The 24098-nt window shown below is 68.7% G+C and carries 27 protein-coding genes; 18 read left to right on the plus strand and 9 right to left on the minus strand.

Annotated features, from left to right (window positions below; all coding sequences use genetic code 11):
• Together AADR41_RS32215 and AADR41_RS32220 are read right to left on the minus strand one after the other, a co-directional pair.
• Positions 1-1424 (minus strand): serine/threonine-protein kinase (locus tag AADR41_RS32215; RefSeq protein WP_342285213.1); only part of this gene is annotated, 1424 nt, incomplete at its 3' end.
• A gap of 321 nt (positions 1425-1745) precedes the next feature.
• Positions 1746-3452: a chitinase gene (locus AADR41_RS32220; protein WP_342285238.1), complete on the minus strand. Its 1707-nt coding sequence runs from the start codon at positions 3450-3452 to the stop codon at positions 1746-1748.
• A gap of 744 nt (positions 3453-4196) precedes the next feature.
• Between AADR41_RS32220 and AADR41_RS32225 the strand changes: the two genes are divergently transcribed.
• The 14 genes from AADR41_RS32225 to AADR41_RS32290 all read left to right on the plus strand — a co-directional run bounded on the left by AADR41_RS32225 (position 4197) and on the right by AADR41_RS32290 (position 16189).
• Entirely contained in the window at positions 4197-5063 is an 867-nt protein-coding gene (locus AADR41_RS32225; protein ID WP_342285214.1) for a hypothetical protein, read from the plus strand.
• A 93-nt stretch (positions 5064-5156) separates the two neighbouring features.
• Entirely contained in the window at positions 5157-5864 is a 708-nt protein-coding gene (gene cpaB, locus AADR41_RS32230; protein WP_124716697.1) for a Flp pilus assembly protein CpaB, read from the plus strand.
• 7 nt (positions 5865-5871) lie between these two features.
• Positions 5872-7158, plus strand: a complete 1287-nt coding sequence (locus tag AADR41_RS32235) for an AAA family ATPase (RefSeq protein ID WP_342285215.1) — start codon at positions 5872-5874, stop codon at positions 7156-7158.
• 90 nt (positions 7159-7248) lie between these two features.
• The gene (locus AADR41_RS32240; protein WP_342285216.1) at positions 7249-7641 is read left to right on the plus strand and encodes a TadE/TadG family type IV pilus assembly protein; all 393 of its coding nucleotides are present in this window, start codon (positions 7249-7251) and stop codon (positions 7639-7641) included.
• Entirely contained in the window at positions 7638-8039 is a 402-nt protein-coding gene (locus AADR41_RS32245; RefSeq protein ID WP_342285217.1) for a TadE/TadG family type IV pilus assembly protein, read from the plus strand. The genes AADR41_RS32240 and AADR41_RS32245 overlap by 4 nt, the downstream gene beginning before the upstream one ends.
• 58 nt (positions 8040-8097) lie before the next feature.
• A complete protein-coding gene (locus AADR41_RS32250; protein ID WP_342285218.1) occupies positions 8098-9435 on the plus strand; it encodes a CpaF family protein in 1338 nt (445 codons plus the stop codon).
• Positions 9436-9444: 9 nt separating this feature from the next.
• Positions 9445-10383, plus strand: coding sequence for a type II secretion system F family protein (locus AADR41_RS32255; RefSeq protein ID WP_259929813.1), 939 nt, complete (start codon positions 9445-9447; stop codon positions 10381-10383).
• Between the two features lie 14 nt (positions 10384-10397).
• Entirely contained in the window at positions 10398-11276 is an 879-nt protein-coding gene (locus AADR41_RS32260) for a DUF5936 domain-containing protein (RefSeq protein ID WP_342285239.1), read from the plus strand.
• Between the two features lie 60 nt (positions 11277-11336).
• Complete coding sequence (locus tag AADR41_RS32265; RefSeq protein ID WP_342285219.1) at positions 11337-12653, plus strand: sensor histidine kinase; 1317 nt, start codon at positions 11337-11339, stop codon at positions 12651-12653.
• Positions 12654-12705: 52 nt separating this feature from the next.
• On the plus strand, positions 12706-13800 hold the full coding sequence (locus AADR41_RS32270; protein WP_342285221.1) for a response regulator transcription factor: 1095 nt from the start codon (positions 12706-12708) through the stop codon (positions 13798-13800).
• Between the two features lie 245 nt (positions 13801-14045).
• Complete coding sequence (locus AADR41_RS32275; protein WP_124716690.1) at positions 14046-14276, plus strand: hypothetical protein; 231 nt, start codon at positions 14046-14048, stop codon at positions 14274-14276.
• Positions 14276-14884 carry a pilus assembly protein TadG-related protein gene (locus tag AADR41_RS32280; protein WP_342285222.1) on the plus strand — a complete coding sequence of 203 codons (609 nt, stop codon included), beginning with the start codon at positions 14276-14278 and terminating at the stop codon, positions 14882-14884. Before AADR41_RS32275 ends, AADR41_RS32280 begins: the two co-directional genes overlap by 1 nt.
• Positions 14885-14915: 31 nt before the next feature.
• Positions 14916-15530: a hypothetical protein gene (locus tag AADR41_RS32285; protein ID WP_342285223.1), complete on the plus strand. Its 615-nt coding sequence runs from the start codon at positions 14916-14918 to the stop codon at positions 15528-15530.
• Between the two features lie 8 nt (positions 15531-15538).
• On the plus strand, positions 15539-16189 hold the full coding sequence (locus AADR41_RS32290) for an OmpA family protein (protein ID WP_342285224.1): 651 nt from the start codon (positions 15539-15541) through the stop codon (positions 16187-16189).
• 68 nt (positions 16190-16257) lie between these two features.
• Here the strand turns inward: AADR41_RS32290 and AADR41_RS32295 are convergent, their stop codons facing one another.
• Together AADR41_RS32295 and AADR41_RS32300 are read right to left on the minus strand one after the other, a co-directional pair.
• The gene (locus AADR41_RS32295; RefSeq protein ID WP_342285225.1) at positions 16258-16449 is read right to left on the minus strand and encodes a hypothetical protein; all 192 of its coding nucleotides are present in this window, start codon (positions 16447-16449) and stop codon (positions 16258-16260) included.
• Positions 16450-16460: 11 nt separating this feature from the next.
• A complete protein-coding gene (locus AADR41_RS32300) occupies positions 16461-17312 on the minus strand; it encodes a helix-turn-helix domain-containing protein (RefSeq protein ID WP_342285226.1) in 852 nt (283 codons plus the stop codon).
• A 480-nt stretch (positions 17313-17792) separates the two neighbouring features.
• Here AADR41_RS32300 and AADR41_RS32305 point away from each other — a divergent pair, with 480 nt between their 5' ends.
• Both AADR41_RS32305 and AADR41_RS32310 read left to right on the plus strand, forming a co-directional pair.
• Positions 17793-18155, plus strand: a complete 363-nt coding sequence (locus AADR41_RS32305) for an ATP-binding protein (RefSeq protein WP_342285227.1) — start codon at positions 17793-17795, stop codon at positions 18153-18155.
• A 140-nt stretch (positions 18156-18295) separates the two neighbouring features.
• Complete coding sequence (locus AADR41_RS32310) at positions 18296-18559, plus strand: hypothetical protein (RefSeq protein ID WP_342285228.1); 264 nt, start codon at positions 18296-18298, stop codon at positions 18557-18559.
• 92 nt (positions 18560-18651) lie between these two features.
• Here the strand turns inward: AADR41_RS32310 and AADR41_RS32315 are convergent, their stop codons facing one another.
• The 4 genes from AADR41_RS32315 to AADR41_RS32330 all read right to left on the minus strand — a co-directional run bounded on the left by AADR41_RS32315 (position 18652) and on the right by AADR41_RS32330 (position 21019).
• Positions 18652-19062: a VOC family protein gene (locus AADR41_RS32315; protein WP_342285229.1), complete on the minus strand. Its 411-nt coding sequence runs from the start codon at positions 19060-19062 to the stop codon at positions 18652-18654.
• Positions 19063-19110: 48 nt separating this feature from the next.
• Entirely contained in the window at positions 19111-19470 is a 360-nt protein-coding gene (locus AADR41_RS32320; RefSeq protein WP_342285240.1) for an AraC family transcriptional regulator, read from the minus strand.
• 131 nt (positions 19471-19601) lie between these two features.
• Positions 19602-20174: a dihydrofolate reductase family protein gene (locus AADR41_RS32325; RefSeq protein WP_342285231.1), complete on the minus strand. Its 573-nt coding sequence runs from the start codon at positions 20172-20174 to the stop codon at positions 19602-19604.
• A 68-nt stretch (positions 20175-20242) separates the two neighbouring features.
• A complete protein-coding gene (locus tag AADR41_RS32330; RefSeq protein ID WP_342285233.1) occupies positions 20243-21019 on the minus strand; it encodes a TioE family transcriptional regulator in 777 nt (258 codons plus the stop codon).
• A gap of 82 nt (positions 21020-21101) precedes the next feature.
• Here AADR41_RS32330 and AADR41_RS32335 point away from each other — a divergent pair, with 82 nt between their 5' ends.
• Positions 21102-22337 carry an erythromycin esterase family protein gene (locus AADR41_RS32335; protein ID WP_342285241.1) on the plus strand — a complete coding sequence of 412 codons (1236 nt, stop codon included), beginning with the start codon at positions 21102-21104 and terminating at the stop codon, positions 22335-22337.
• Between the two features lie 165 nt (positions 22338-22502).
• Entirely contained in the window at positions 22503-23219 is a 717-nt protein-coding gene (locus tag AADR41_RS32340) for a DUF6333 family protein (protein ID WP_342285235.1), read from the plus strand.
• A gap of 34 nt (positions 23220-23253) precedes the next feature.
• Here AADR41_RS32340 and AADR41_RS32345 read toward each other — a convergent pair whose 3' ends face one another.
• Entirely contained in the window at positions 23254-23973 is a 720-nt protein-coding gene (locus tag AADR41_RS32345) for an MBL fold metallo-hydrolase (RefSeq protein ID WP_342285237.1), read from the minus strand.
• Positions 23974-24098: the final 125 nt, after the last annotated feature.

Raw genomic sequence — 24098 nt, forward strand, 5'->3', positions numbered from 1 at the left:
ATCGCCATGATGATCAGGGCGAGATGTGCCTGGGACAGGTCCTGGCCCTCGACCAGCGGGACGACGATGCCCGCGGTGGTGACGATGGCGACGGTCGCCGAGCCCTGGGCGACGCGCAGGACCACGGCGATCAGCCAGCCCCAGCCCGACGACCCGCCCGACGACCCGCCCGAAGACGCGGCCGGCGCGGCGGCCGGGCGCGTTGCGCCCGGAGCGGGCGAGGCCGCCCGCGCCCGAGCGGCACGGGCACGGGCTTCCTGCTCGGCACGCTCCCGCTGGGCCCGCTCCCGCGCGGCCCGTTCCGCCTGCTCCCGCGCCGCGCGCTTCTCCGCCCGCTCGCGTTCCGCCCGCTCGTGTTCCTTCGAGGCCCGCTCCCGTTCCCGCGCGGCCCGTTCCCGTTCCTTCGCGGCCCGCTCCCTCTCGGCGCGCTCCCGCAGCCGCGCCTCGCGGTCCGCGGTGTACATCCGGGTGGGGCCCGGCGGCGGCACCATGCCGGTGAGCTGCTCGTCGCTCCCCGCCGCCGGACCGGACGGGTGTCCCGACGCGAGCGCCTGGCCCTGGGCCGCGTACTCCCCGATCAGCGCCGACCACTTCGGCGGCAGCCACCGCACCCCGCTGTCCGTGGCCGGCAGCCCGGCCTGGTCCCTGCGGAACCGGGCGAGCAGTTCGGCGGGCGCCGGCCGCTGCCCCGGATCCGCGGCCAGGCACGGGCGGACCGTCTCGACCAGCTCCTTCGGCAGCCCGCCGAGGTCGAGCTCACCGCGCTGGACCCTGGCCAGTAACCGAAGGGTGTCGCCGTCCTGGCTGTACGGCGGGCGACCGGTGGCCAGCATGAAGAGCGTGGCACCGAGGGAGTACATGTCCGAGGCGGCCGTCGACGGCTCACCGCGCGCCTGCTCGGGCGAGGTGAAGGCGATCGTGCCCAGCGTGAGGCTGGTCCGAGTGAGGTCGTTGGCGTGCGAGATGCCGAAGTCGATCAGCCGGGGGCCGTCCAGCGGCAGCAGCACGTTCTGCGGTTTCACATCGCGGTGCACGATGCCCGCCCCGTGCAGGGCGACCAGTGCCTTCGCCGTGCCGGCCGCCACCCACCGTACGGCCGACGCGGGCAACACCCCGCAGACACGTACCAGTTCGGAGAGCGGGGGCGCCGCGATGTACTCGATGGCCATCCAGGGCCGCTCGGCCTGCGGGTCCGCCTCCCGTACCCGTGCCGTGTGCGCGCTGTCGACCCGTTGTGCCAGCGACACCTCGCGGGCGAACCGCCGCCGGTCGATGTCGTTGACCTCGCCCTCGGCCAGCAGGGTCTTCACCGCGACGAGTTCCCCGCTGCCCCGCCCGTCGCTCCGGGCGCCGCTCCGGGCGAGGTAGATCCGCCCCATGCCGCCCGACGACAGCCGCCCGAGCAGCCGGTACGGTCCGAGCACCGCCGGATCGTCCCCGCTCAACGTCTGAATCCGCGCCCCGGCCATGTCCCTCCCCCTGTCGCACCGCCACCGCGCCACACAACGGTGCCACGAACATCCCCGGACGGCCATGGAATGTCGGCAGTCCCGGACAGCCTGTTGCGGGTCCGGGACAGCCCCGGGACGGCCACCTGACCCGGAACATGCAGCAGCGCCGCCGGGGGAGCGGCGGCGCTGCTGGTCACTGGTGCCGGCCGTGCGGCTGCCGGCCTGCGCGTACCGGCCAGGGCAGGCAGGTACCGGCTGGAGCCGACGGGTGCCGGCTACGCCGCCGCGTACCGGCTACGGCAGGCCGTGCACGTGCGGGCCCACCGCGTTCGACCAGGCGTTGCCCGACTTGGCGTCCCAGTTGGTCGACCAGGTCATGGCCCCGCGCAGACCCGGGTAGGTCTTCGACGGCTTGAACGAACCGCAGTTGGTGCCCTTGGCCAGGCAGTCCAGCGCCGCGTTCACGACCGACGGCGCCACGTAGCCGCCGCCCGCGCCGCTCGGGGAGGCCGGCACACCGAGGCCGACCTGGGACGGGTCGAGGCCGCCCTCCAGCTGGATGCAGGCGAGCGCGGTGAGGAAGTCCACCGAGCCCTGCGAGTAGACCTTGCCGTCGCAGCCCAGCATCGAACCGCTGTTGTAGTACTGCATGTTGACGACGGTCAGGATGTCCTTGATGCCGAGCGCCGTCTTGAAGTACTCACCGGCGGTGGACTGCATGTCGATGGTCTGCGGGGCCATCGTGATGACGAGGCCGGAGCCCGCCTTCTGCGACAGCGAGCGCAGCGCCTTCGTCATGTACGTGGAGTTGAGGCCGTTCTCCAGGTCGATGTCGACACCGTTGAAGCCGTACTCCTGGATCAGCGAGTAGACCGAGTTCGCGAAGTTGGTCGCGGAGGCGTCGCTGTTGACCGAGACGGAGCCCTTCTCGCCGCCGACCGAGATGATGACGTTCTTCCCGGCCGCCTGCTTCGCCTTGATGTCGGCCTTGAACTGGTCGACGGTGTAGCCGTTCAGGCCGGCCGTGTCCAGGTTGAAGGTGACGGCGCCCGGCGTGCCGGTGGCGTCGGCGAAGGAGACCGCGATGATGTCGTAGTTCGCGGGCACGTCGCTGAGCTTCTGCACGGTCGCGCCGTTGTTGAAGTTCTGCCAGTAACCGGTCACCGCGTGCTTGGGGACGGACGTGCCCGGGTTGGGGTTGCCGCCGCCGTCCTTGGCCGTACGGCCGTTGACCGTCGCGGACTTGACGGACTCGCCGGCCGCGTTGGTGGCGGTCACCGAGAACTGGTACGCCGTGTCGGCGGCCAGCCCCGTGACCGTCGCCGAGTTCCCGGTGGTGGTGGTCGCCTTCGCGCCGTCCCGGTAGACGGTGTAGCCGGTCGCGCCGGAGACCGCGTTCCAGGACAGGGCCACGGAGCTGGTGGTGGTCGTGCCGACCGCGAGACCGGCCGGGGCGGACGGGATCGTCGGCTCCGGGTCGGTGCCGCCCCCGCCGTCGGGGCCGTTGACCGAGACGTCGTCCACCAGATAGGCGGCCTGCCCGTACCAGCCGTGCGTGTAGACCTGGACCGAGGTGGTGCCGGGCCCGGTCTTGAAGCTGGTGGTGAGCTGCGTCCAGCCGGAGGAGCCCGGGGACCAGGTCGACACGTCGGTGGTCCCGGTGCCGCTCGCGCCGAGGTACGCGTACCCGCCCTGCACCCAGGAGCTGAGCGTGTACGTCGAGTCGGGCTTCACGGCGACGGTCTGGGTGCACCGCGCGGTGTCCTGGCCGGACGGGGTGGCCTTGAGTGCGGCGGTGCCACCGTGCACGGGGGAGGAGACGGTGGCGCCGCTGCCGCCGGAACAGGTCCAGTTGGCGAGCCCGGACTCGAAGCCCGCGTTCTTGGCGACATTGATGTCGGCCGCCTGGGCATTTCCGGCGAGACCCGTGGCGGTCAGCGCGCCGGCCGCGAGAACCGCCGCGACGGCGCCGACGAGGGGACGGTTGTAGCGCCTGCGGATTCTGTGGCCGTTGGCGGGGGAAGGTTCCACTTGCTGCCTCCGTGGGGAGTCGGGGATGCCTGCCGGGGTACCCGTGCGACAGCCGGCGGGGTGGACCGGCGGTACTCGGGCCGTCCGGAAGGTGACGGGCAGAAGAAGGGGATGTGGAGTTGAGGAACGGTGGCCACCGCTGGCCGACAAAACTGGTCCAGACCAATCGAGTTGTCAAGACCTCTGGCAACGGGACCTGCGACGACCGCACCGGCCCGAGGGCTCCGAGGCGGGTCCGCCGGCGGCCTCCGGGCGCCTCCGTCTGGGCTCCGGATCGGCCTCGGACCGGCCTCCGCTTCCTGTGAATTGACGTTTTGTTGACCTCGTGCGGCCGGGTCGGACCCCGTGCGGGTGAAGTGTCCGGAGTGCTCGGACAGTGACCGCCCGGCCCCCGCGGGGTTCGGTGCGGCAGGTTCCGCATCCGTGCTGACGTGCGGCGATGAATTCGGGGCCGGGTGACCGGAAGGTGTATCGGTAACCCTCCGCAGTTGTACAGAAGTTGACGATTTTCGATTTGATCCGATTTAGCACCGGGGCGTTACGCGGGCGCCTCGCACACGTTGTCGGACTGGCCTCCGAAAAGTGTTCTCTGCCAGGTAAGACGTGGATAAAGTGCTGAGGCAGAACCGCGGAGCAGGAGCGATTGCGGCCGACGTCATGACCGGCGTCCGGCCGGAAGCCGAAACGGGGAACAGCGTGCCGACCGCAATAGCAGTGACAAGTGCTGACTTGGTACTACCTCCGACCGATCAGCAGACACCGACAGCCGCCCTGTTGCAGGCTCCGGATGCCCAGGCGCTGGACATGGCCATCGGTGACATGCACGTGCTGCTGGAACAGCACGGCTATGTCGTCGCCGTCTATCCGAGCGCCATCTCGCCCGCCCACGAGCGCCGGCTCTACTCCGTGCGCTCGGTCCTGGAGAGCGACCGCATCGCCCTGGTGAAGACCGACCTGCCGCCGCTCGGTGTGGCCGTACTCGTGCGGCAGTTGCGTCAGTTGTCCATCTGTGACTTCAGCCCCGGAGTGGTAGCCTCCGCCGCCCGGCTGCTGGCGCACTACATCCACGCGGGCGCCCTGCTCCACTCGGTCACCAAGTTCGACCGGATCCCGGTCGACCTCAGGACCCATGCCAAGTCCTGGGTGCCCGGCTCCCAGTTCGCCGTGGTCGCCGGGCCCGAACCGCAGCTCGTCAAGGTCGGTCCGAAGGCGGAACTCCCGACCGGCCCCGAATTCGCCACTCACCTGATGACCGCCAAGGGGCAGTCCCAGTCCGAGTGGGTGAAGGAGACCCTCGCGCCCGCGTGGAAGGTCCAGTCCATTCACGAGTCCGCACTCCCGTCCGATTCCTCCGCATGGTGGGGAACCGGGAAACTGGTGGAATTCGCCGCCTATCTGCCAGACATCTCCGTCCTGTACCAGTTGGTGTCCTCGGTCCGCCGGGAGAACTGCCACTGGTGCGGAATGGAACTCATCGGTGACCGCTGCGGGTTCTGCTCCTCCCCGCTGCCCGCGGCGGAGAACCGAAAGCACCCAGCCGGTGTCCTCAGCCATGGAGCGCTCGCACCACCGCAGTCCTAGCACCACCGCAGTCCCCGCGCTTCCGCTTTTCCTCCGTAGACGCCCTTCCGTCCGCTGCCCCACGCATCCGAATTGAACGAGGTTGTCCGGCCCATGAACTCCCGTCAGCGCCGCGGCGTGATACTCCTGCTTTTGTCGGTTCTGTGCGCCTTCGGCGCCTTCGCCGGCGTGCTCTCGGTGATCAGCGACGTCAACTCCAAGGTCGGGCCGGAGGTCTCGGCCTACCAGCTGAAGTCCGATGTAGCCCCCTATACCGCCCTGTCCTCGGGGCAGTTCGAAAAGATCTCGATGCCCAAGCGCTGGCTGTCCGGCAACGCCGTGACGGACCTCTCCGAGGTCAACGGCAAGATCGCCGTCACCCAGCTGCGCAAGGGCTCGCTCCTCCAGTCCGACATGATGCAGCGGCGTCCCGAACTCCAGCCCGGAGAGCAGGAGATCGCCATCATGATCGACGCGGCGACCGGTGTCGCGGGCAAGATCACCCCCGGTGCCACGGTCAACATCTATGCCACCTTCGCCGGTGAGAACGACGGCCAGGCGTCCCAGTCGAAGGTCATCGTCTCCAACGCCAAGGTGCTGGACGTCGGCAAGCTGACCGCCCTGGAGCCCAGCAGCGACGGCAAGTCCAACATGGGCACCGAGGCCGTTCCGATCACCTTCGCGCTCAACACGCTCGACACCCAGCGCATCGCCTACGCCGAGTCCTTCGCGGAGCACGTACGCCTCGCGCTCATCGCCTCGGGCAGCGACAGCACCATCCGTCCGGGCGACCGCACCTACACGCTCGACAAGGACAAGTGAGGATCGAATGACCACGAGGATCCTCCCGGCCGTCGGTGACATCGACGCGGCCAGATCCGTCACCACCCTGCTCAGCCAGCTCCCCGACGCAGAGCCGGCCGCTCCGGTCACCGACTCGACGCAGCTCATCGACACCCTCGCCCGCCTCGCGGGCGAAGCGCTCGACGATCTGCCCGAGGTCGTGCTGGTCCACGAGCGGATCGGACCGGTGCCGGCGCTGGAACTGATCCGGGAGGTCTCCCTGCGCTTCCCCGCCATCGGGGTCGTGCTGATCACCGCCGATGTCACCCCCGGTCTGTTCTCGTCCGCGATGGAGTCGGGTGCGCGTGGTGTCATCACCCTCCCCCTGAGCTACGAAGAACTGGCCAGCAGGGTTCAATCCGCGGCCCAATGGGCCGTCGGAGTCCGCCGCCACCTGACCACCGGGAACGATGTCTTCACCGGTCCCGGCGGTACGGTCGTCACCGTCAGCGGCGCCAAGGGCGGTGTGGGCGCGACCGTCGCCGCCGTGCAGATCGCCCTGGCGGCGCAGACATCCGGGCGCACCGTGGCCCTGGTGGACCTGGACCTCCAGACCGGCGACATCGGCTCGTACCTCGATGTGCAGTTCCGGCGCTCGATCGTCGACCTTTCGGCGATCACCGACATATCACCACGCGTCCTGTCCGATGCCGTGTTCAGTCACAGCACCGGCCTGGCGCTGCTGCTGGCCCCCAACGAGGGCGAGAGCGCCGAGGAGGTCAGCGACCGCTCGGCCCGCCAGATCGTCAGCGCCCTGCGCTCGCGCTACGAGGTCGTGGTGATCGACTGCGGCAGCCAGCTCCAGGGCGCCAGCGCGGCGGCCATCGAGATGGCCGACACGGCACTGCTGGTCACCACGCCCGATGTGATCGCGGTGCGCGGTGCGAAGCGGGTCGTACGGATGTGGGAACGGCTCCAGATCCGCAAGGCCGAGGACACGGTCACCCTGGTCAACCGCTTCATCCGCAGCACCGAGATCCAGCCGCAGCTGATCGAGAAGATCACCGGGACCACGACGGCCAACACCGCCATTCCCGCGAACTTCAAGGAACTCCAGGCCGTCGTCGACGCCGGCCGGCTGCATGAACTCGACTCCAAGAGCACGGTCAAACAGGCCCTCTGGGCCCTTGCGGGCGAGCTCGGCATCGTCAAGGTTCCTGAGAAGGCGGAAAAGAACGCTGCGAAGAGCATCGCGAAGTTCAAGAACGACCGAGGCTCGATCGGCCGCCGACGCGACCGAGGCGGCGACTCCCGGAACCGGCAGACGATCTAGGGGGCAAGTTGACCAATGACAGCAACCGAGACGAAAGACACGGAGATACGGGGAAGGCGTTGCGGTGATGCCGCCCCGGCGCGGGGTGGGATGCGCGTCCGCCTCGTCGGCCGGGGGCGTGACCGGGGCCAGACCGCGATCGAGTTCCTGGGCGTCACGCCGCTGATCATCCTGTTGTGCGTCGCGCTCTGGCAGTGCGCGCTGATCGGCTACACGTTCTCCTTGGCGGCGAACGCGGCGGACGAGGCCGCGCACGCGGGGGCGATCTCGGAAGGCTCGCGGGGTCATGCCTGCCGGGACGCGTCCGAGAAGAACCTGCCGAAGGTGTGGCGGGAGGGGATGAAGCGGACGAACTGCGACGACTCGTCCGGGCTGTACAAGGCCACGGTGAAGCTGCGGGTGCCCGTCCTGGTGCCCGGGGTCTTCAATCTGCCGATGACCATCGAGGGCAACGCCGCGTCGCCGTTGGAGGCCGAGCGATGAGCATGCGCATGCACACACCGGGCCGTCGGGCCTCTGCGTCCCGCCGTGACCGCGGGCAGGTCGCCTTCGAGTACATGGGCTTCATCCCGCTGATGCTGCTGGTGGGTCTCTTCGCGATCCAGCTGGGGGTCGCCGCGTATGCCGCCAACCAGGCGGGCACCGGAGCCCGTACGGCGGCGCGCGCCGCCTCTCAGGACGTGCCGCGCGGGGATTCCGAGCGGGCGGGCCGCGAGGCGATGAGCGACTGGCTCGGCAGCCACAAGAACTCGAAGTTCAGGCGCCACGGCGGCGGGTCCGGCAACGTGACGTACACCACCCGCGTGAGGATCCCCTCCGTCGTTCCGGGTATCGACGACTGGGGTTGGGCCGAGCGCAGTTCCACCATGCCTCGCGGGTGATCGGGGCCGCATCGCACAACCGGAGCACCACAAGCAAGTCTGAGCGAGGAGTTACGCAATGAGTCTGCGGGCACGCATGACTGCCCCCGAGAAGAACGGCGGGGCGCGGGAGGACAGCCACATGGTGGCCACCTACCGCGCCAAGCTGCTCGAAGAGATCGACCTGGCGGAAATGTCCTCGCTCGCCGCCGCAGACCGGCGAGCGAGGCTGGAGCGCGTACTCAGCCACATCATCAGCCGTGAGGGCCCAGTGCTCTCCACGGTCGAGCGCACCCAGCTGATCCGCCGGGTCGTCGACGAGGCCCTCGGGCTCGGCATCCTCGAACCGCTCCTCGAAGACGCGTCGATCACCGAAATCATGGTGAACGGACCGGACCAGATCTTCGTCGAGCGCAGCGGCAAGGTCGAGAAGCTGCCGATGCGCTTCAGCTCGCACGAACAGCTGATGCAGACCATCGAGCGCATCGTGTCGACGGTCAACCGTCGTGTGGACGAGCAGAACCCCATGGTCGACGCGCGTCTACCAAGCGGTGAGCGTGTCAACGTGATCATCCCGCCGCTGTCGCTGACCGGTGCCACGCTCACCATCCGACGGTTCCCGAGGGCCTTCACGCTCCAGGAAATGATCAACGTCGGCTCGCTCGACGACCAGATGCTGATTCTGCTGTCCGGTCTTGTCCAGGCCAAGCTCAACGTGATCGTCTCCGGCGCCACCGGCACCGGGAAGACGACGCTTCTCAACGCGCTCTCCGGTCTGATCCCCGACAGGGAGCGCATCGTCACCATCGAGGACTCGGCCGAGCTCCAGCTCCAGCAGAGCCACGTCATCCGGCTGGAGTCCCGGCCGGCGAACGTCGAGGGGAAGGGCCAGATCACCATCCGTGACCTGGTCCGCAACTCCCTGCGTATGCGTCCCGACCGCATCGTCGTCGGTGAGGTCCGTGGCGGCGAATCGCTCGACATGCTCCAGGCGATGTCGACCGGTCACGACGGCTCGCTCGCCACCGTTCACGCCAACAACGCCGAGGACGCTCTCATGCGTCTGCAGACCCTGGCCTCGATGTCCGAGATCAAGATCCCGTTCGAGGCGCTGCACGACCAGATCAACAGCGCCGTCGATGTCATCGTCCAGCTCACCCGGCACGCCGACGGTTCCCGAAAGATCACCGAGATCGCCGTCCTCGACTCGCACGGGCGCGATCCCTACCGCATCGTGACCGTCGCCAAGTTCGACGCCCAGCCGATGGACGCCGAGGGGCGGATCAACGGCGAGTTCAACTACCTCCCGATCCCACGCAAGATCGCCGATCGCCTCTTCATGGCCAGCCAGCCCATCCCGCAGGCCTTCGGGGTCGCCGAATCCGCCGAACAGCTCGCCACCCGAGAGGCCAACTAGGTACGTGTCATGACGAATCTTCCCCTTCTCACCATTGGCGTGACGCTGCTCGCCGGCGTCACGGGCGTCATGGGCCTGCACGCCTACTCCGGCGGCAAGGCCGACCGGGACGCCATGGTGGACCGTCTGTCGTACACCGGTCAGATTCCTGAGACCGGGCGGCACCGACGGTTCCGCGGCCTCGACGCCAGGTTGCGCAAGACCGGCCTCGGCCGGAAGCTCGAACTCAAGCTGGCCGCCACCGGCCTCGACATCACCCCGGGTGAGTTCTTCATCAGCGCCCTCGTCGCGATGGCCGGGCTCTGGATGATCGCCTCCTCGATGCTCGCGAGCTTCTTCGGCCCGGTCGCCGCCCTGATCGGTCTCTGGGGCACCAACGCCTTCCTGAACTGGGAGCGGACCAAGCGCACCGAACGCTTCATCAACCAGCTTCCCGAGCTCGCCCGCATCCTCGCCAACGCCACCCAGGCCGGCCTCGCGCTGCGTACCTCCATCAGCATGGCGGCGGACGAGATGGAGGACCCGGCGGGCGAGGAACTGTCCAGGGTCTCCCGACGCCTCGCTGTCGGTGAACCGCTCGACGACGCGCTGAGCGAGCTGACCGACCGGCTTCCCTCCCGCGAACTCGTCGTCCTCGTCACCACCCTCGTCCTGTCCAACCGGGCCGGCGGTACGGTCGTCAGCTCCCTGCGCAACCTCACCGAGACGCTGGAGGAGCGCAAGGAGACCCGACGCGAGGTCAAGACCCAGCTCTCACAGGTCACCGTCACCGCCTACGCCGTTCCCATCTTCGGCCTGGGCGCCATGCTCCTGATGAACGCCGTCATGCCAGGCGCCCTCGACCGCATGACCGGTGCCTTCATCGGCCAGGTCGCGGTGGTCATCGCCATCACCCTCTACGCGATCGGATTCATCGTGATCCGCCGTCTGTCCCGGATCGACGTCTGATGGGCGGGGCGCACATGGACCTGTTGCTCGCGGGCGGCATGGCTCTGGCCGTGTACGGCATCATCGCCGGCATCCGCATGTACCGGGCCGACGCGAAGCTCCCCAGTGACCTGGCCATCGCACTGGAGGTCGGCTCGACCCGTACCAGCGCGGTCGGCTCCGGCATCGACCGGCTGGGCATGCGCTGGGCGCCCGCGGTCCTGCGGATGATGGGTCCGAAGGCCGTCAACAAGAAGCGCCGCCAGATCGACATGGCTGGTAACCCGGGCGGTCTGACCCTCGACCGCTACGCTGCCCGCCGCGCCGTCTACGGCGCCCTCGGCGGGCTCGGTGCGTTCACGATGATCATACGTGGGCAGCTCTTTCTCTCCCTGGTGCTGATCGCCTTCGGCATCTTCTGGGTGGAGGTCGGCCTCTGGTCGGCTGTCCGCGTCCGCCGTGACCACATCGACCGGACGCTCCCGGACTTCCTCGACGTGCTCGCCGTCGTCGTGTCGGCGGGCCTCGGCTTCCGCCAGGCTCTGGGGCGCGTCGCCGAGAAGTACGAGGGCCCCTGGGCCGACGAACTCCGCATCACACTGCGCCAGATGGACATGGGCGTCAGCCGCCGCGAGGCATTCGAGCAGCTGCGCAAGCGCAATGACTCGGAGCAGGTGGCGATGTTCGTGACCACGCTGCAACAGGGTGAGGAGCTCGGCGCACCGATCGTCGAGACGCTGATCCAGATCGCCAACGACATGCGGCGCACGGATGCTCAGAACGCTCGTAGGAAGGCGGCCAGGGCAGTCCCCAAGGCGACCTTTGCCGTCACCACCTTCCTTCTCCCCGGAACCCTGGTGCTGCTGACCGTCGGCTTCGTCTACGGAGCCAACGTCGACCTCAGCTTCCTCTAGGACCGATGACGTGAACGACGCGGACGGCGGGCAGGACGGGAAGAAGGAGGTGACAGGCCCATGGCATTCCAACTCGGTGGCATTCAGACCGGAGTGAACGCGGAGGTGCGCCGGGCCATCGCCGATCCCGGATCGCGCCCGGCGTTCGCCATCCAGCTCAACGCCCTCCAGGCGATGTGCCGGCAGGTCTTCGGCTTCCGGCTCGCGATGATCGCCATGGCCACGCCCTTCGCCATCGACCACACGGCCTCGGGGCTGGCCACCTGGCTGATCGGTTCGGCCATCCTCGTCACGTTCATGGGCTCGTACGTCCTGTTCCGCGACTGGGAACGCTTCGGCCCCGTACTCCTGCGCCACCCCTGGCTGCTGGGCATAGACGCCTTCTTCGGCGCCCTGCTGCTGATCACCGCGAGCCCCGAGTCCACCCTTGCCTACGTCAGTGTCTGCACCCCCCTGCTGGCCGGACTCGTCTCCGGCTGGCGCGGTGCGGCGGTCTTCGCCGCACTCCAGATCGTCATCGTCCTCGGGGTGTACGGAACCAATCCGAAGCTGCAGCCCGCCGATGCCACGGCGCTCCTGCTGCCCGGATTCTGCGTGATCGCGGGTGCCGTCGGCGTCACCCTGCGCAATCTCCTCCTCCGCTTCGGGACGGCCAGTCAGGCCCTCACCGAGACCAAAGCCCGCCTCGCCGTCAACGAGGCCGTCGAGGGCGAGCGCACCCGCCTCGCCCGAGAGATGCACGACTCGGTCGCCAAGACCCTGCACGGCCTGGCCCTCGCCGCCGACGGCCTGGCCTGCTCCTCCGACCGCATGGACCCGCTCGCCGTCAGGCACCAGGCCGAACTGGTCGCCCGTGCCGCCCGCCGGGCCGCCGCCGAGTCCCGCGAGCTCCTCTCCGACCTGCGCCGCGAGTCCGGACTGGACGGAGGCGTGGATGTCGTACGCGAACTCCGCGCCCGAGCTGATGACTTCACCCGGCGGCACGGACTCACCGCCACCTTCCGGCTTCTCGACGACGCACCGATACCGCATGTCCCCCAGGTTGTCGGGCGTCAGCTGCTCACCATCGCCTCCGAGGCGATGGAGAACGCGCACCGCCACGCACAACCCACCTACCTCGTCGTACTCGCAGGTGTGAAGGGCGATGTCCTGCGCGTCAGCGTGTACGACGACGGACGAGGCCTGCCCACCGGAATCACTCTGGACGACCTCCGCCACGCCGGCCACTTCGGCCTGGTGGGCATGGTCGAGCGCGCCGCATCCATCGGCGCCCGCATCCGTATCGGAAAGGGGCAGGCGGCCAAGGGCACCGAGGTCCGTCTGGAGCTTCCGATCGCAGCACTGCTGGCCGCTCCCGGCACCGATCAGCCCGACTGAACCGCTCCGTTTCCACCCTCACCCCCCATAGACCCTTGAGAGGAGGTCGCAGATGCCGGACGACGTCTCCCGTGCGTCGGGCCAGAACTGGGCCGCACAGCACGCGTCCCAGCACACGTCCTCGCACGTCACCCCGCTCAACTCGGAGCCCAGCTCCAACGCATTCCCCGTCTCCCAGCAGCCCGCGGCATCCGAGCCCATGTCCCCCTTTCCCGCGGCGGTGCCCATGGCCGCTCCCGACGCTCTGAGGGTCGTCGTCGCCGACGACAACCCCGTGGTCCGGGCCGGCCTCGGCGTCCTGCTCTCCGGCCGCGACGACATCGAAGTCGTCGCGGAGGCAGCGGATGGACGCCAGGCCTACGACATGGCTGTCCACCACCGTCCGGACGTGGTCCTGCTCGATGTCCGGATGCCCGGTGTCGACGGCATCTCCGCGCTGCCGCACCTGGTACAGATCGCACCCGTGATGATGCTGACCTACAGCCGCGAGAACGAGATCGTCCACGAGGCGCTGCGGCTGGGCGCGAGCGGCTATCTGGTCCATGGCGAATTCACGGCCGACCAGCTGGTGCAGGCCGTACGCGACACGAAGCACGGTCGCGCCCACTTCACGGCCACTGCGGCGAACGCACTCCTCGCTCACATGCGCCAGGGTCCGGGCCCGCAGGGACGACCGCTGCCGGAAGGGCTCGGGGCGGCCCTGACCACGGGCGTTCCGTACCAGGGGCCCGGCTACGACGGCCACGCACCGAGTTCCGTTCAGCAACACGGTGCGCCTGCACATACGCCCAAGCCCGAACTGTCTCCACCTGCGGCGCGACCGGTCCGGACACCGCAGGGTCTTTCGCATCTGCAACCAGTTATGGCACAGTCTTCCAAGGACGGGGAACCACGCACGGCGCTCAACAGGCAGCAGTACGGGCTGAGTTCACGGGAGGTGGAGGTCATGGAGCTGATCGCTTCCGGCATGAGCAATCAGCAGATCGCCGCCACCTGCTTCATCAGCGAGAAGACGGTCAAGAACCACATCAACCGCATCTTCACCAAGCTGCACAGCGCCAGCCGCAGCGAGGCCATCGCACGCTGGCTCGGCACGGCGCACACAGCCGGACCAGGGGTGCGCGGGGTCGGTGGACACCATGGCTGAACGGAAGAGCGGGCCGAGGCGGATGCGTGCGGGGCGTGGGGCCCCGAGCGCACCGGAGCCACAGGCCCAACTCACGGTTTGGGCCCGGGAATGGGCCCTGGGGCCCTCCGGGCGGCAGGTCCCGCCGCCGTATGTTTCTCATGTCGCCAGCGGTACCGGCCAGGAGGAAGCCGGTACTGCGGGCGACACCAACGAAACGTGCGAGTCGGCCGGTTACCGGTCGGCCGAACCCGGAGGGGAACCCCATGTCGGACATCACCCTGAAGACCGCCGTCCGCGTCCAGGGCTGGGCCAACACGACCGTCAGCGCGATCCAGAAGCGCTACGAGGCCAAGGACCGCGGCCAGACGGCGTTCGAGTACCTGGGCATCATCCTGGTGGTCGTGGCGATCATCGGCGCGATCGTGGCGACCGGCATCGGCTCCGCGATCAGCGAGAAGATCAAGGGCTTGGTGGGCACCATCGCGACCAAGTAATGCGACGTCGCACTCGTACCGATGCAGGGCAGGCCTTCCCCATCTATGTAGCGATGGTGGCGGGCCTGCTCTTCCTCGCGTTCGCATTCTTTGCCGTCGGCAAGGCCTCGGCCTTGCGCAATGGAGCCCAGGGGGCCGCGGATGCCGCGGCCCTGGCTGCCGCCCAGCAGACTCGTGAGCAGTTCGGGGCGCCGTTCTACGCCTCGCTGCCCGGGAAAATGCTGGACGCTTTCCTGAATGCCCACCCGGTTCTCGGCTGCCCTGCGGCTTATGGGCTTGCCTCGGCGAATCGGGCAACCGCCACGGGCTGCTATCCGATGCCCGGTGGTCAACGGGACCGGATCAGGGTTGAGGTCAAGGGGCACGACTCGGTGGACTCTCCGGTCGTTCGCGACACGGAGGACGTGGTCGGCGAGGCCGAGGCCACCGCTGTCATCGAGTTTCGCTGCCCCAACTGGGAGTCCGTGGACTTCAACGACGATGGCGTCCAGGACATGTACTTCTTCACCTGCAGAGGCGGCGAGGTGCTCGAAATCGAGCCCGCCAGTCCACCGCCCTGGTCCAAGGTGAGCAAGACTCTCTACGACGTGCACCTGGTCGACAACTGACGGCGAACGACGAGTAAAGGAATCAGAATCCATGAGCATTCGGTGCTCCACCAAGTCCCGAAGGGCAGTGGCTGCGGTCTCCTTGGCAGCCGCCCTGGCTCTGGCCGTCACGGGTTGCGGCACTGACGGCGGGGGCGAGCAGACGAACGATGCCGGTTCGTCACCGTCCTCAGAGCCGTCCAAGCCCTCGGACGGGGACAAGGCGGCGAAGAAGGAGGACACCGCTGCCGGGGACAACGTGGACCCGAATGTGAAACTCGCCGAGATCAGGGGAAGTGGACTCACCCTCGTGATCAATCAGGTGAAGCGTGACTCGGGAGGCTTCGTCACGGTTCAGGGCGAGATCAAGAACGTGAGCGACCGGGCGCAGAACTCTGGTTCATGGGCCGGCCAGGAGACTGGGGTTGCTACGAAGAACCCGAACTCCGTGGCCGGTGCGACCCTGGTGGACAAGGTAGGAAAGAAGCGCTACTACGTTCTCCGGGACACGGAGAGCCGTTGCCTCTGCACCACCAACATCCTTCCGGTGTCGCCGGGGGAGTCGACCCCGATCTTCATGCAGTTCCCGGCACCTCCGAGCACGACGACGGAGGTCGACTTCACCCTGCCGACGTTCGCGACGACCTCCTTGAAGATCTCAGGGTGACGGCCGACATGACTCAGACCCGAACCCGACTGAGGCCCATGGGCGCTGCCGGACTCACCGTCGCGGCCGCCGTGGTCGTCGTGAGCACCACGCTGTTCGGGGCGGCCCCGGCGTCCGCGGACGATGGCCCGAGCGTGCCCCCGGGCACCGAGGCGACATCGGTTCCGCCGGTCACGCTGGACCCCAAGGACCCCGACCTGAAGATGCCCGAGGGCGGCACGCTCGCCCCCGCCAAGGTCCTCGACATCGTCCAGGTGATCGAGGACGAGGGTGGTGAGGAGCGACGCGAGGACACCAACGCGAGCATCAAGTTCGCGCTCCAGGCCGAGGTCCTCTTCGGCAAGGACAGTGCCAAGCTGAGCTCCGCGGCCAACTCCCGTATCGCTGCCATCGCCGCCGAGATCAAGAAGCAGAACGCCACCAAGGTGCGCGTCTTCGGTTTCACCGACAACCTCGGTTCGTCGGAGCATGGCGACGTGCTGTCCAAGCAGCGTGCCAACGCCGTGCAGGCGGTGCTGGTGAAGGATCTCGGAGCGACCGTCACCTTCGAGATCCGTGGCTACGGCGAGCAGTACCCGATCGCCGACAACAGTTCGGAAGAAGGCCGCAAGAAGAACCGGCGCGTGGAGGTCTCCTTCCCGCGCGGGACGTCTTCCTGAGGTTTCGTGCCACAGCAGGGGCCCGGCACCGCGAGCGCATCGCGGTGCCGGGCCCCTTCGTTGTGCGGCTACAGCAGGTGGTCGGCCTTGCCGGCCTTGATGTCGCGGATCAGTTGCTGGAGCGCTTCACGGCTGTCGACGAGGTAACGATCCTCCTCGCCGCGAACGGCGATGAATCCATTGCCTTCCCTGTCTGTGCCGAGCCTGAAGCAGTTGTTCCCCTCACCGCAGTACGGCTCTTCCCAGTCGATCTCGGGCATGCTGAACGTCCTTAGAGTTGACGGGAGATGGCGCGGATGAAGTCCCGGGAGTCGCCGGAAGGCAGCGAGGCGTCCTCCATCCAGTCCAGATGTGCGCGGTACTTGGTCAGCTGCGCATCCGCGTGCATGAAATCGGGACCGTGAGCTGAGTCGAGCTGCACGGTGTCGAGTTGGGGCACGACACCGTGGGCATAGAGAAGTGCGTGTCCCGCTCCGGGGAACGCACCCCGGTCCACCGGGATCACCCGCACATCGATGTGTTCCCGCTCTGACATCTCGCACAGGTGCAACAACTGCTCGCGCGTGACGTCCCGGCCTCCGAACTGCATGCGCAGGGCGGCCTCATGTACGTAACCCACATAGGTGATGGGGACTTCGCGGTCGAGTACCTGTTGCCGTTCCATGCGGTGTGCGACCCGCAGTTCGATCTCCAGCCGGGTCAGTTCGGGCAGAACGGCGCCGAACACCGCGCGGGCGTACCCGTCGGTGTGGAGCAGGCCAGGAAGGTGGACGGTCTGCGCAGTGCGGATACGCGTTGCGTGCCATTCCAGTTCGGCGATGTCCAGGAGGCCGGACGGGAGCGTGCCCCTGTACTGCTCCCACCACCCAAGTTCGGGCTGCTCGGCCATCTTGGCGAGTGTGTCTACGTAGAGAGCTTCGGCACAGGCGTAGTTGCAGGCCAAGGTCCGCACACGGGCGGGCGTAATCGGGCGGACGCCGCCCTCCATGTTCGAGATCTTCGTCCGGTCGATGCCCAGTAGTCCGGCCGCGTACGAGGTGGTTGCCTCGGCTGCGACGCGCATCTTGCGCAGCTCGGCACCGAGCCGCTTCTGGCGCTCTGTCGGAGTGGAACTGCTTGGCATAGGCCCTCTCTTCCACGGACTGTGGGGACAGTCTGCCGCCGCAGAGGGTGCCCAGTCCAACACGTTGGAGGCAATTGCCTCCAACTCGACGGCACGCGTGCCATTGCTGCGCTACGTTAGGTCACGCACCGCTCACACAGCGACGACGAGCCGGAAGTGCATCACGCGGTCCTGCCCGCAACCTCCTGCCCTGGGAGGGGCGGTCCCGCGTCGGGGAGACAGGCCACTGCTCGTCCACAACACAACAACGTGAGCCACCCGTGCGCGCCCACGCGAAAGAGAGACGCCGCCAACTCCGCACCCGCACCAGGGGAATCAGTCATGCACTCATCTCCATTTTCCGCACTCTGCCCGGCCGTTGCCGAGGCACGCACGCCGGCCCCGTATTCGCGTCGCACTCCGCGGCCGGCCCTGCGGTCCGCCGCTCGGCCGGGCGGGCCCGGTCGTGGGCTCGCTCTCAGTTTCACGCTTCCCGGGGACGTGCGCAGTGCGTTCGTCGGGCGTACCGCCGTCGCCGCCGCGTTGGAGGCCAACGGGCTCGCCCCGTACGTCTGGCCCGCCACGCATGCCGTCGCCGAACTCGTCGCGGTCACCGCCAGGATGAGCCCGGGGTGGGAGCTCTATGTCTCCCTGCGGCACCGGGGCGACGCGGTCCGTCTTCTCGTCTGGGACCAGCATCCGCACCACGGCGATCGCGACCTGGCGACGCTCTGCGAGGCGCGGAGGCGACAGGCGTTGTGGCTGCTGGCGGCCGTGGTCGACGACTGGGGTGGGGAATGGGGCGCCTGTGAGGCGGAACCGCCGCAGCGAGGCACCAAGTCGTGGGTGGTGCTGCCGCGCTGACAAGTCCAATGAGGCAGTCAAGAACAAGTATGGATATCCGCGATCAAGGCCGCGAGGATGGGACTTGGGTCCGTCGAGACATTTGCTGACGGTCCATCTGTTCGCTTGCTTGGCTTGGCCGTTGGACCAGGGGGATTCCATTGTCGGAGCGTCAGGAAACGATCGAGCGCAACCTGTGGGCTGCACCGGCTCTCTTTGTGTTTGTGGCGTGGGTGCTGTTCAAGGTGGATTCCAGTCCGGTGATGCCGAGGATCGCCTGGGCCGTTTATGCGGCCGGTTGGATTCCGGTTCTGGGGATGCTCGGCCGGACTGCCGTGCAGCGACGGAACCCTGGGATCGGTGCGGTCTTCGGCTGCGGAATCCTCCTGATCACGGGGGCTGTGTTCCTGGCCAACCATGGATGAAGCCGTGTGTTCACCCGCGACCACGCAGCGGCCCGGCACCGCGTGTGGTTCGCGGTGCCGGGCCCCTGTCGTGGTCCTGCTGCGGCAGGCGCTCAGTCCTTCGGCTGGGTGAAGCGGATGCGGTTGCCGAAGGGGTCGCGCAGGCCGCAGTCGGTTCCGTACGGGCGGTCCGTGGGCTCCTCGGTGAACTCGACGCCCTGGGCCAGCAGCGTCTCGTACGTCTTGCGGCAGTCGTCAGTGGTGAAGATGAGCCAGCCGCCCATCGCGCCCTTTGTCACCAACTCGCGTACCTGCTGCGCCGTTTCCTCGGACATGGCCGGGGCACCGGGCTTCTCCAGCAGGATCTGGCGTTCGGGGTGTCCGGGGACGCTGACGGTCAGCCAGCGCATGAAGCCCAGCTGGACATCGGCGCTGACCTCCAGGCCGAGCTTGCCGACGTAGAAGTCGAGGGCCTCGTCCTGGTCGAGGACGTAGATCTGTGATTGCGTGATGGCGTTGAACATGTGCATCACGCTACGGGTCGGGATCGGAAAGAACTTATCCAAAACTGCTCAGCTGCTCGGGCGCATCCAGGCCATGGTGAAGCACGTCGGGACGCCCGTGGCCGTCGATTCCTTGCGGTACGTCCTGGGCGAGCGGCCGACGATGTCGTGGAACGTACGGCTGAACGTCCCCGGGCTGCCGAAGCCGACCTCGTAGCTGATGTCCGTCACGCTGCGGTCGGTCTCCCGCAGCAGGAACATCGCACGCTCGACGCGGCGGCGTTGCAGATAGCGGTGGGGTGTCTCGCCGAACGTGGCCCGGAACGTACGGGTGAAGTGGGCCTGCGACACGTGCGCGATCCGGGCCAGGGCCGGGACGTCCAGTGGCTGCGCATAGGCACGGTCCATCGCGTCCCGTGCCCGGAGCATACGGCGGTTGGTCTCCTCCACGGCGCTGCTCGCGGCGCGGTTCACGGGGCGGCTCACGGGGCCATCACACCACAGGGCATGCGCGCGTCCACCGACCGGAGTCCAGATGCGGCGTCCACTGCGGCGGGGCGTCAGTGGACGACGTCGAAGACGTTCATCTGCAGGCCGTTGGAGTACGCCTGGTGCTCGACGAGCCTCAGCTTCTGGGTGTCCTTGTCCGCGTCGCTGAACAGGCGCTTGCCCGCGCCGAGCAGCAGCGGGAAGACCAGGAGGTGGTAGCGGTCGATGAGGCCGGCGTCCGAGAGGGCCCGGTTGAGGGTGGCGCTGCCGTGGATGATGACCGGGCCGCCCTCGGTCTCCTTCAGCGCGGCTACGTCGTCGAGCGAGCGCAGGATCGTGGTCTCGCCCCAGTCGGAGACCAGGTCGTCCTCGGTGAGGGTGGTGGAGACGACGTACTTCGGCATCCGCTTGTAGTCGGCGAAGTCCGCCATGTCCGGCCACACCGGGCTGAACGCCTCGTAGCTGACCCGGCCCATCATCATCGCGGCGGCCTCCTGCTGCTCCCGGCCCTTGATCTCGAACGCCTCCGGGACGAACTCCATGTCCTTGAACGTCCACCCCGAGTTCCGGTAGCCGGGCTCGCCGCCCGGGGCCTCCACCACACCGTCGAGCGAGACGAAGGCGGTACTGATCAGGGTGCGCATCCTGGGACTCCTTGTTTCATGAACCATCGCTTGCTTGCTTGCCTATTGACTGCGGGGCTACGGGAAACTCATCGGTCCGGTGCGGACCGATGCTCCGTTTCGCGCAGGTAGGACTCCAGCTCGGCGGACCCGGACAGCATCGCGCGCCCTCGGGCCGACAGCCGGGCGTGCCAGTCGCGCAGGGTGGCCTCCAGCGGCTCCGGCCCGCCTGCCGCACGCACCTGGGCGATCAGCGGGGCGATCTGCTCCAGCAGGTAGCCGCCCCGCCGGAGTTGGTGGGTCAGGCCGGCGTCCCGTACGGCTGCGTCGTCGTAGACGCGGTAGCCGGTCCCCGGGTCGCGGACCGGGTGCACCAGTCCGGCGCGCTCCCACTTGCGCAGCGTCGCGGGCCGGATCCCGAGCCTCCCTGCCAGCGGACCGATGAACGTGCTCCCGCGCCCGGACCCGGCCCCGGTGGCGGCCCCGGTGGCGGCAACGGGCCCCGGGTCCGCAGCGCCGTCCAAATCCTGAAGAGCGCGTTCCACGGCACGGAGGGTCCGTCGGTCTTCGAGGAGCTCGGCGTGACTCCCGTCGATGAGGTGCAGCGCCTCGTCCACCGCGTTCCGGTTCACCGCCCGCATGATCGACGTGGCCGTCCGGTGGCCGTGGCCGGGGACCAGGGCGAGGAACGCGCGCAGGGCGCCCGCGTGCAGCGGGGTGTAGGCGCGGTAGCCGTGCGGTGTGCGCTCGGCGGCCGGGAGGACGCCGGACTCCTCGTAGTTTCTGACGGCCTGTGTGGACAGGCCGTGCTCGCGCGCCAGATCGACCGGCCTGAGCCGATCACCACTTTTAAGCTTCTGCGCCATCGCCCTGCCGATATCGCGGGAAAGTTTCAACCGAAGGTTCAACGATAGCGTTTAAGGCATGGCTACCGATACCGCTACGGACATGGCTGCCCGCACGGCTGCCGACGTCAAGGACATCGCCCGTTCCGTCGATGCCGCCGCCGTCATGGGGCTGCTCCCCGGCCGGCCCCGGCTGCTCGCCCTGGGCGAGCCCACCCACGGCGAGGACACCCTGCTCGACGTGCGCAACGAGCTCTTCCGGCAACTCGTCGAGCAGGAGGGCCACCGGACCATCGCGATCGAGAGCGACTGCCTGAGGGGCCAGGTCGTGGACGACTACGTCACCTCGGGCGCGGGCACACTCGACGAGGCCATGGAGCGCGGGTTCAGCCACGGCTGGGGCGCCGCCGAGGGCAACCGCGAACTGGTGCGCTGGATGCGCGCCCACAACGCCCGCTCCGACAGCGAAGGCCGGCCCGCCTCCGAGCGGCTCCGCTTCGCCGGATTCGACGGCCCGCTGGAGATCAGCCACGCAGAGAGTCCCCGGCAGGCACTCACCGCGCTCCACGATCACCTCGCCGCCAGGGTGGACGCGGACCTGCTCCCTTGCACCGCGGAGACGCTCGACCGCCTGCTCGGCGCCGACGACCGGTGGACCGAGCCCGCCGCGATGACGGACCCCGCCCGCTCCGCGGGACAGTCGGCCGAGGCCGGCCGGCTGCGGCTGCTCGCCGACGACCTGGTGGCCCTGCTCGACGCGCAGACACCGCACCTGATCGCCACCGACTCGCGGGAAGACCGGGACCGGGCGCAGCTGTACGGGCGCACCGCGATCGGCCTGCTGCGCTACCACCACTGGATGGCCGACCCCTCGCCGGCCCGCCTGACACGGCTGGTCGGCCTGCGGGACCGGATGATGGCGGACAACCTCCTCGCCCTCGCCGAACGGGGCCCGGTCCTCGCCCACGCCCACAACTCGCACCTCCAGCGGGGGAGGAGCACGATGCGGATGGGCGGGGCGCCGCTGGAGTGGTGGGGGGCCGGTGCGCTGGTGAGCGCCCGGCTGGGTGAGGAGTACGCCTTCGTGGCGACGGCCCTCGGCACGATCCGGCACCAGGGTGTGGACGCCCCGCCGCCGGACACCGTCGAAGGACTCCTGTACGCGCTCCCGGAGGACCGGTACGTCCTCGACGCCCGCCGGCTGGCCGCCGCCCTCGGCGACAAGCCTCCCGCCGCCCGCGTATCGCCCTGGTTCGGCTACGCCCCGCTCGACCCGGCCCGGCTGGCGGACAGCGACGCGGACGGGATCGTGTTCGTCAGGGACGTCCCACGGGCATAGGACGTGTCCCATGGGCCCAGGACGTGCCCGACGGGTCGGGGCCGGACTACGGGTGAGGTCCGCAGTCCGGCCCCGGCTTCCCGGGTTTCTCGGCTTCCCCGCTTCCCGGCATCCCTGATTCGCGCCGGGAGAGCCACGCTTTCCCGCCCGACTACGGTGGCCCGCATGACCGATACCAAGTACTGGACTTCCGCCCCGGACCGGACCGTTCGTGGCTCGCTGGGCCTGTGTCATCTCACCGTGGCTCAGCCGCCGCTCGACATCGACGCCCGCAGCCTCCCGGCCAACGACCCCGATCAGGCACGACTGTTCGTCGAGTCGGTCGACGGCATCGAGGCGGTCCTGGAGGATCTCGGGCCGCGTTCCGTGCAGACGCCGCTGCCCTCGTCGGTCCGTTCCGACCTGGACATCGTCCATGCCGCCGCGTGGGGCGGCATGCGGGCCGTCTCCACCCCCGTCTTCGCCGACGACGGCAACGGAAACCCACTGCTTGCCGAATCCGAGCGGATGCAAATGCGCTTCCCCGCAGCGCGGATCGTGGGCCACGTCACCTACTACGGCGGAATGGAACACACCGAAACCGTCGTGATGCTCCCCGACGGCGCCATGTTCCACGCCTCCGGCTGGCCCGACGACGAACCTTTCGTCGTCCTGGGCGACCCCTACGCCGTCATCGCCTCGCTCGGCCTGAGCAGTTGGATGCTCACCGCCGCCGACATCGACATGGACCAGCCCCTCCACGAGGTCGAATGGGCCTCGCTGGCCGGCCTGGCACTGGGGCAGTCCGACCCCTGGGGGTGGGAGGAGATGCAGACCACCGCCTTCCGCGTACAGCACAGCGACCTGTCCGTCTGCTCGATGGAGGGCCTGTACTTCGTCTGAGGGGCCCGACTCACACCCGGTTGAGGGGTCCGACTCACACCCAGTCGTTCTCCGGAGTCGCCGCCCGCAGCACCGCGCTCGCGCCCTTCGGCACCGGCTCGCCGTGCGGGACGCACAGCGTTTCCACATCCAGCGACGCCAGCCGTCGGAAGGAGGCGACGGCCTGTTCCCTGTCCACGTTGAACGGGCCGAGGATCGCCCGGCCCTCCGCGGTGGCGATGTTGTCGCCCGGGAAGAGCACACCGCTGGAGGGGAGGTGCAGCGCGATGCTTCCCGGGGTGTGTCCGGGCACGTGCAGGACGTGGACGGGCTCGCCCCAGCCGTCGATGGTGTCCCCGTCGTGCAGTTCCACATCCACCGGCACATGTCGCGGGGGCCGGACGTCCGCTTCGGCGAAGCCCGCCGTGATCTGCTCGTGCAGCACGTGTTCCGGTGATGTGTACACCGGTTGGGGTTCGGGGGCGGTGCCGCGGATGACCGGGGCGTCCATGGCTCCGGCGAGGACGCGGGCGCCGGTGGCCCCGACCAGATCGGCGGCCGAGCCCATGTGGTCGATGTGGGAGTGGGTGAGCACGATGTGCCGCAGGTCCTCCGGGCGGCCGCCGAGCCGTTTCAGGGCATCGAGGATCGCGGGGGCGGAGCCGGGGACGGCGGTGTCGATCAGCGCGTAGCCGTCCGGCAGACGCACGAAGTGGACGTGCCCGACCGGGAAGGCCAGCTGCCAGACAGTGGGGGTGACCTGGAGCAATTCCATGATTCGACGCTAACAACAGGCCGGTGGATGTCCAGGTGCTTCCGCCGACGGTGAATTAAGCGCAGCGTGAACGAGGCGGCGGGCCAGGTCCGCCCCCGGCCTGCCCGACCGGATAAGCCCGACCC

Origin of the sequence: Streptomyces sp. CLV115, assembly GCF_038448545.1 — a bacterium.
GTDB lineage: Bacteria > Actinomycetota > Actinomycetes > Streptomycetales > Streptomycetaceae > Streptomyces > Streptomyces sanglieri.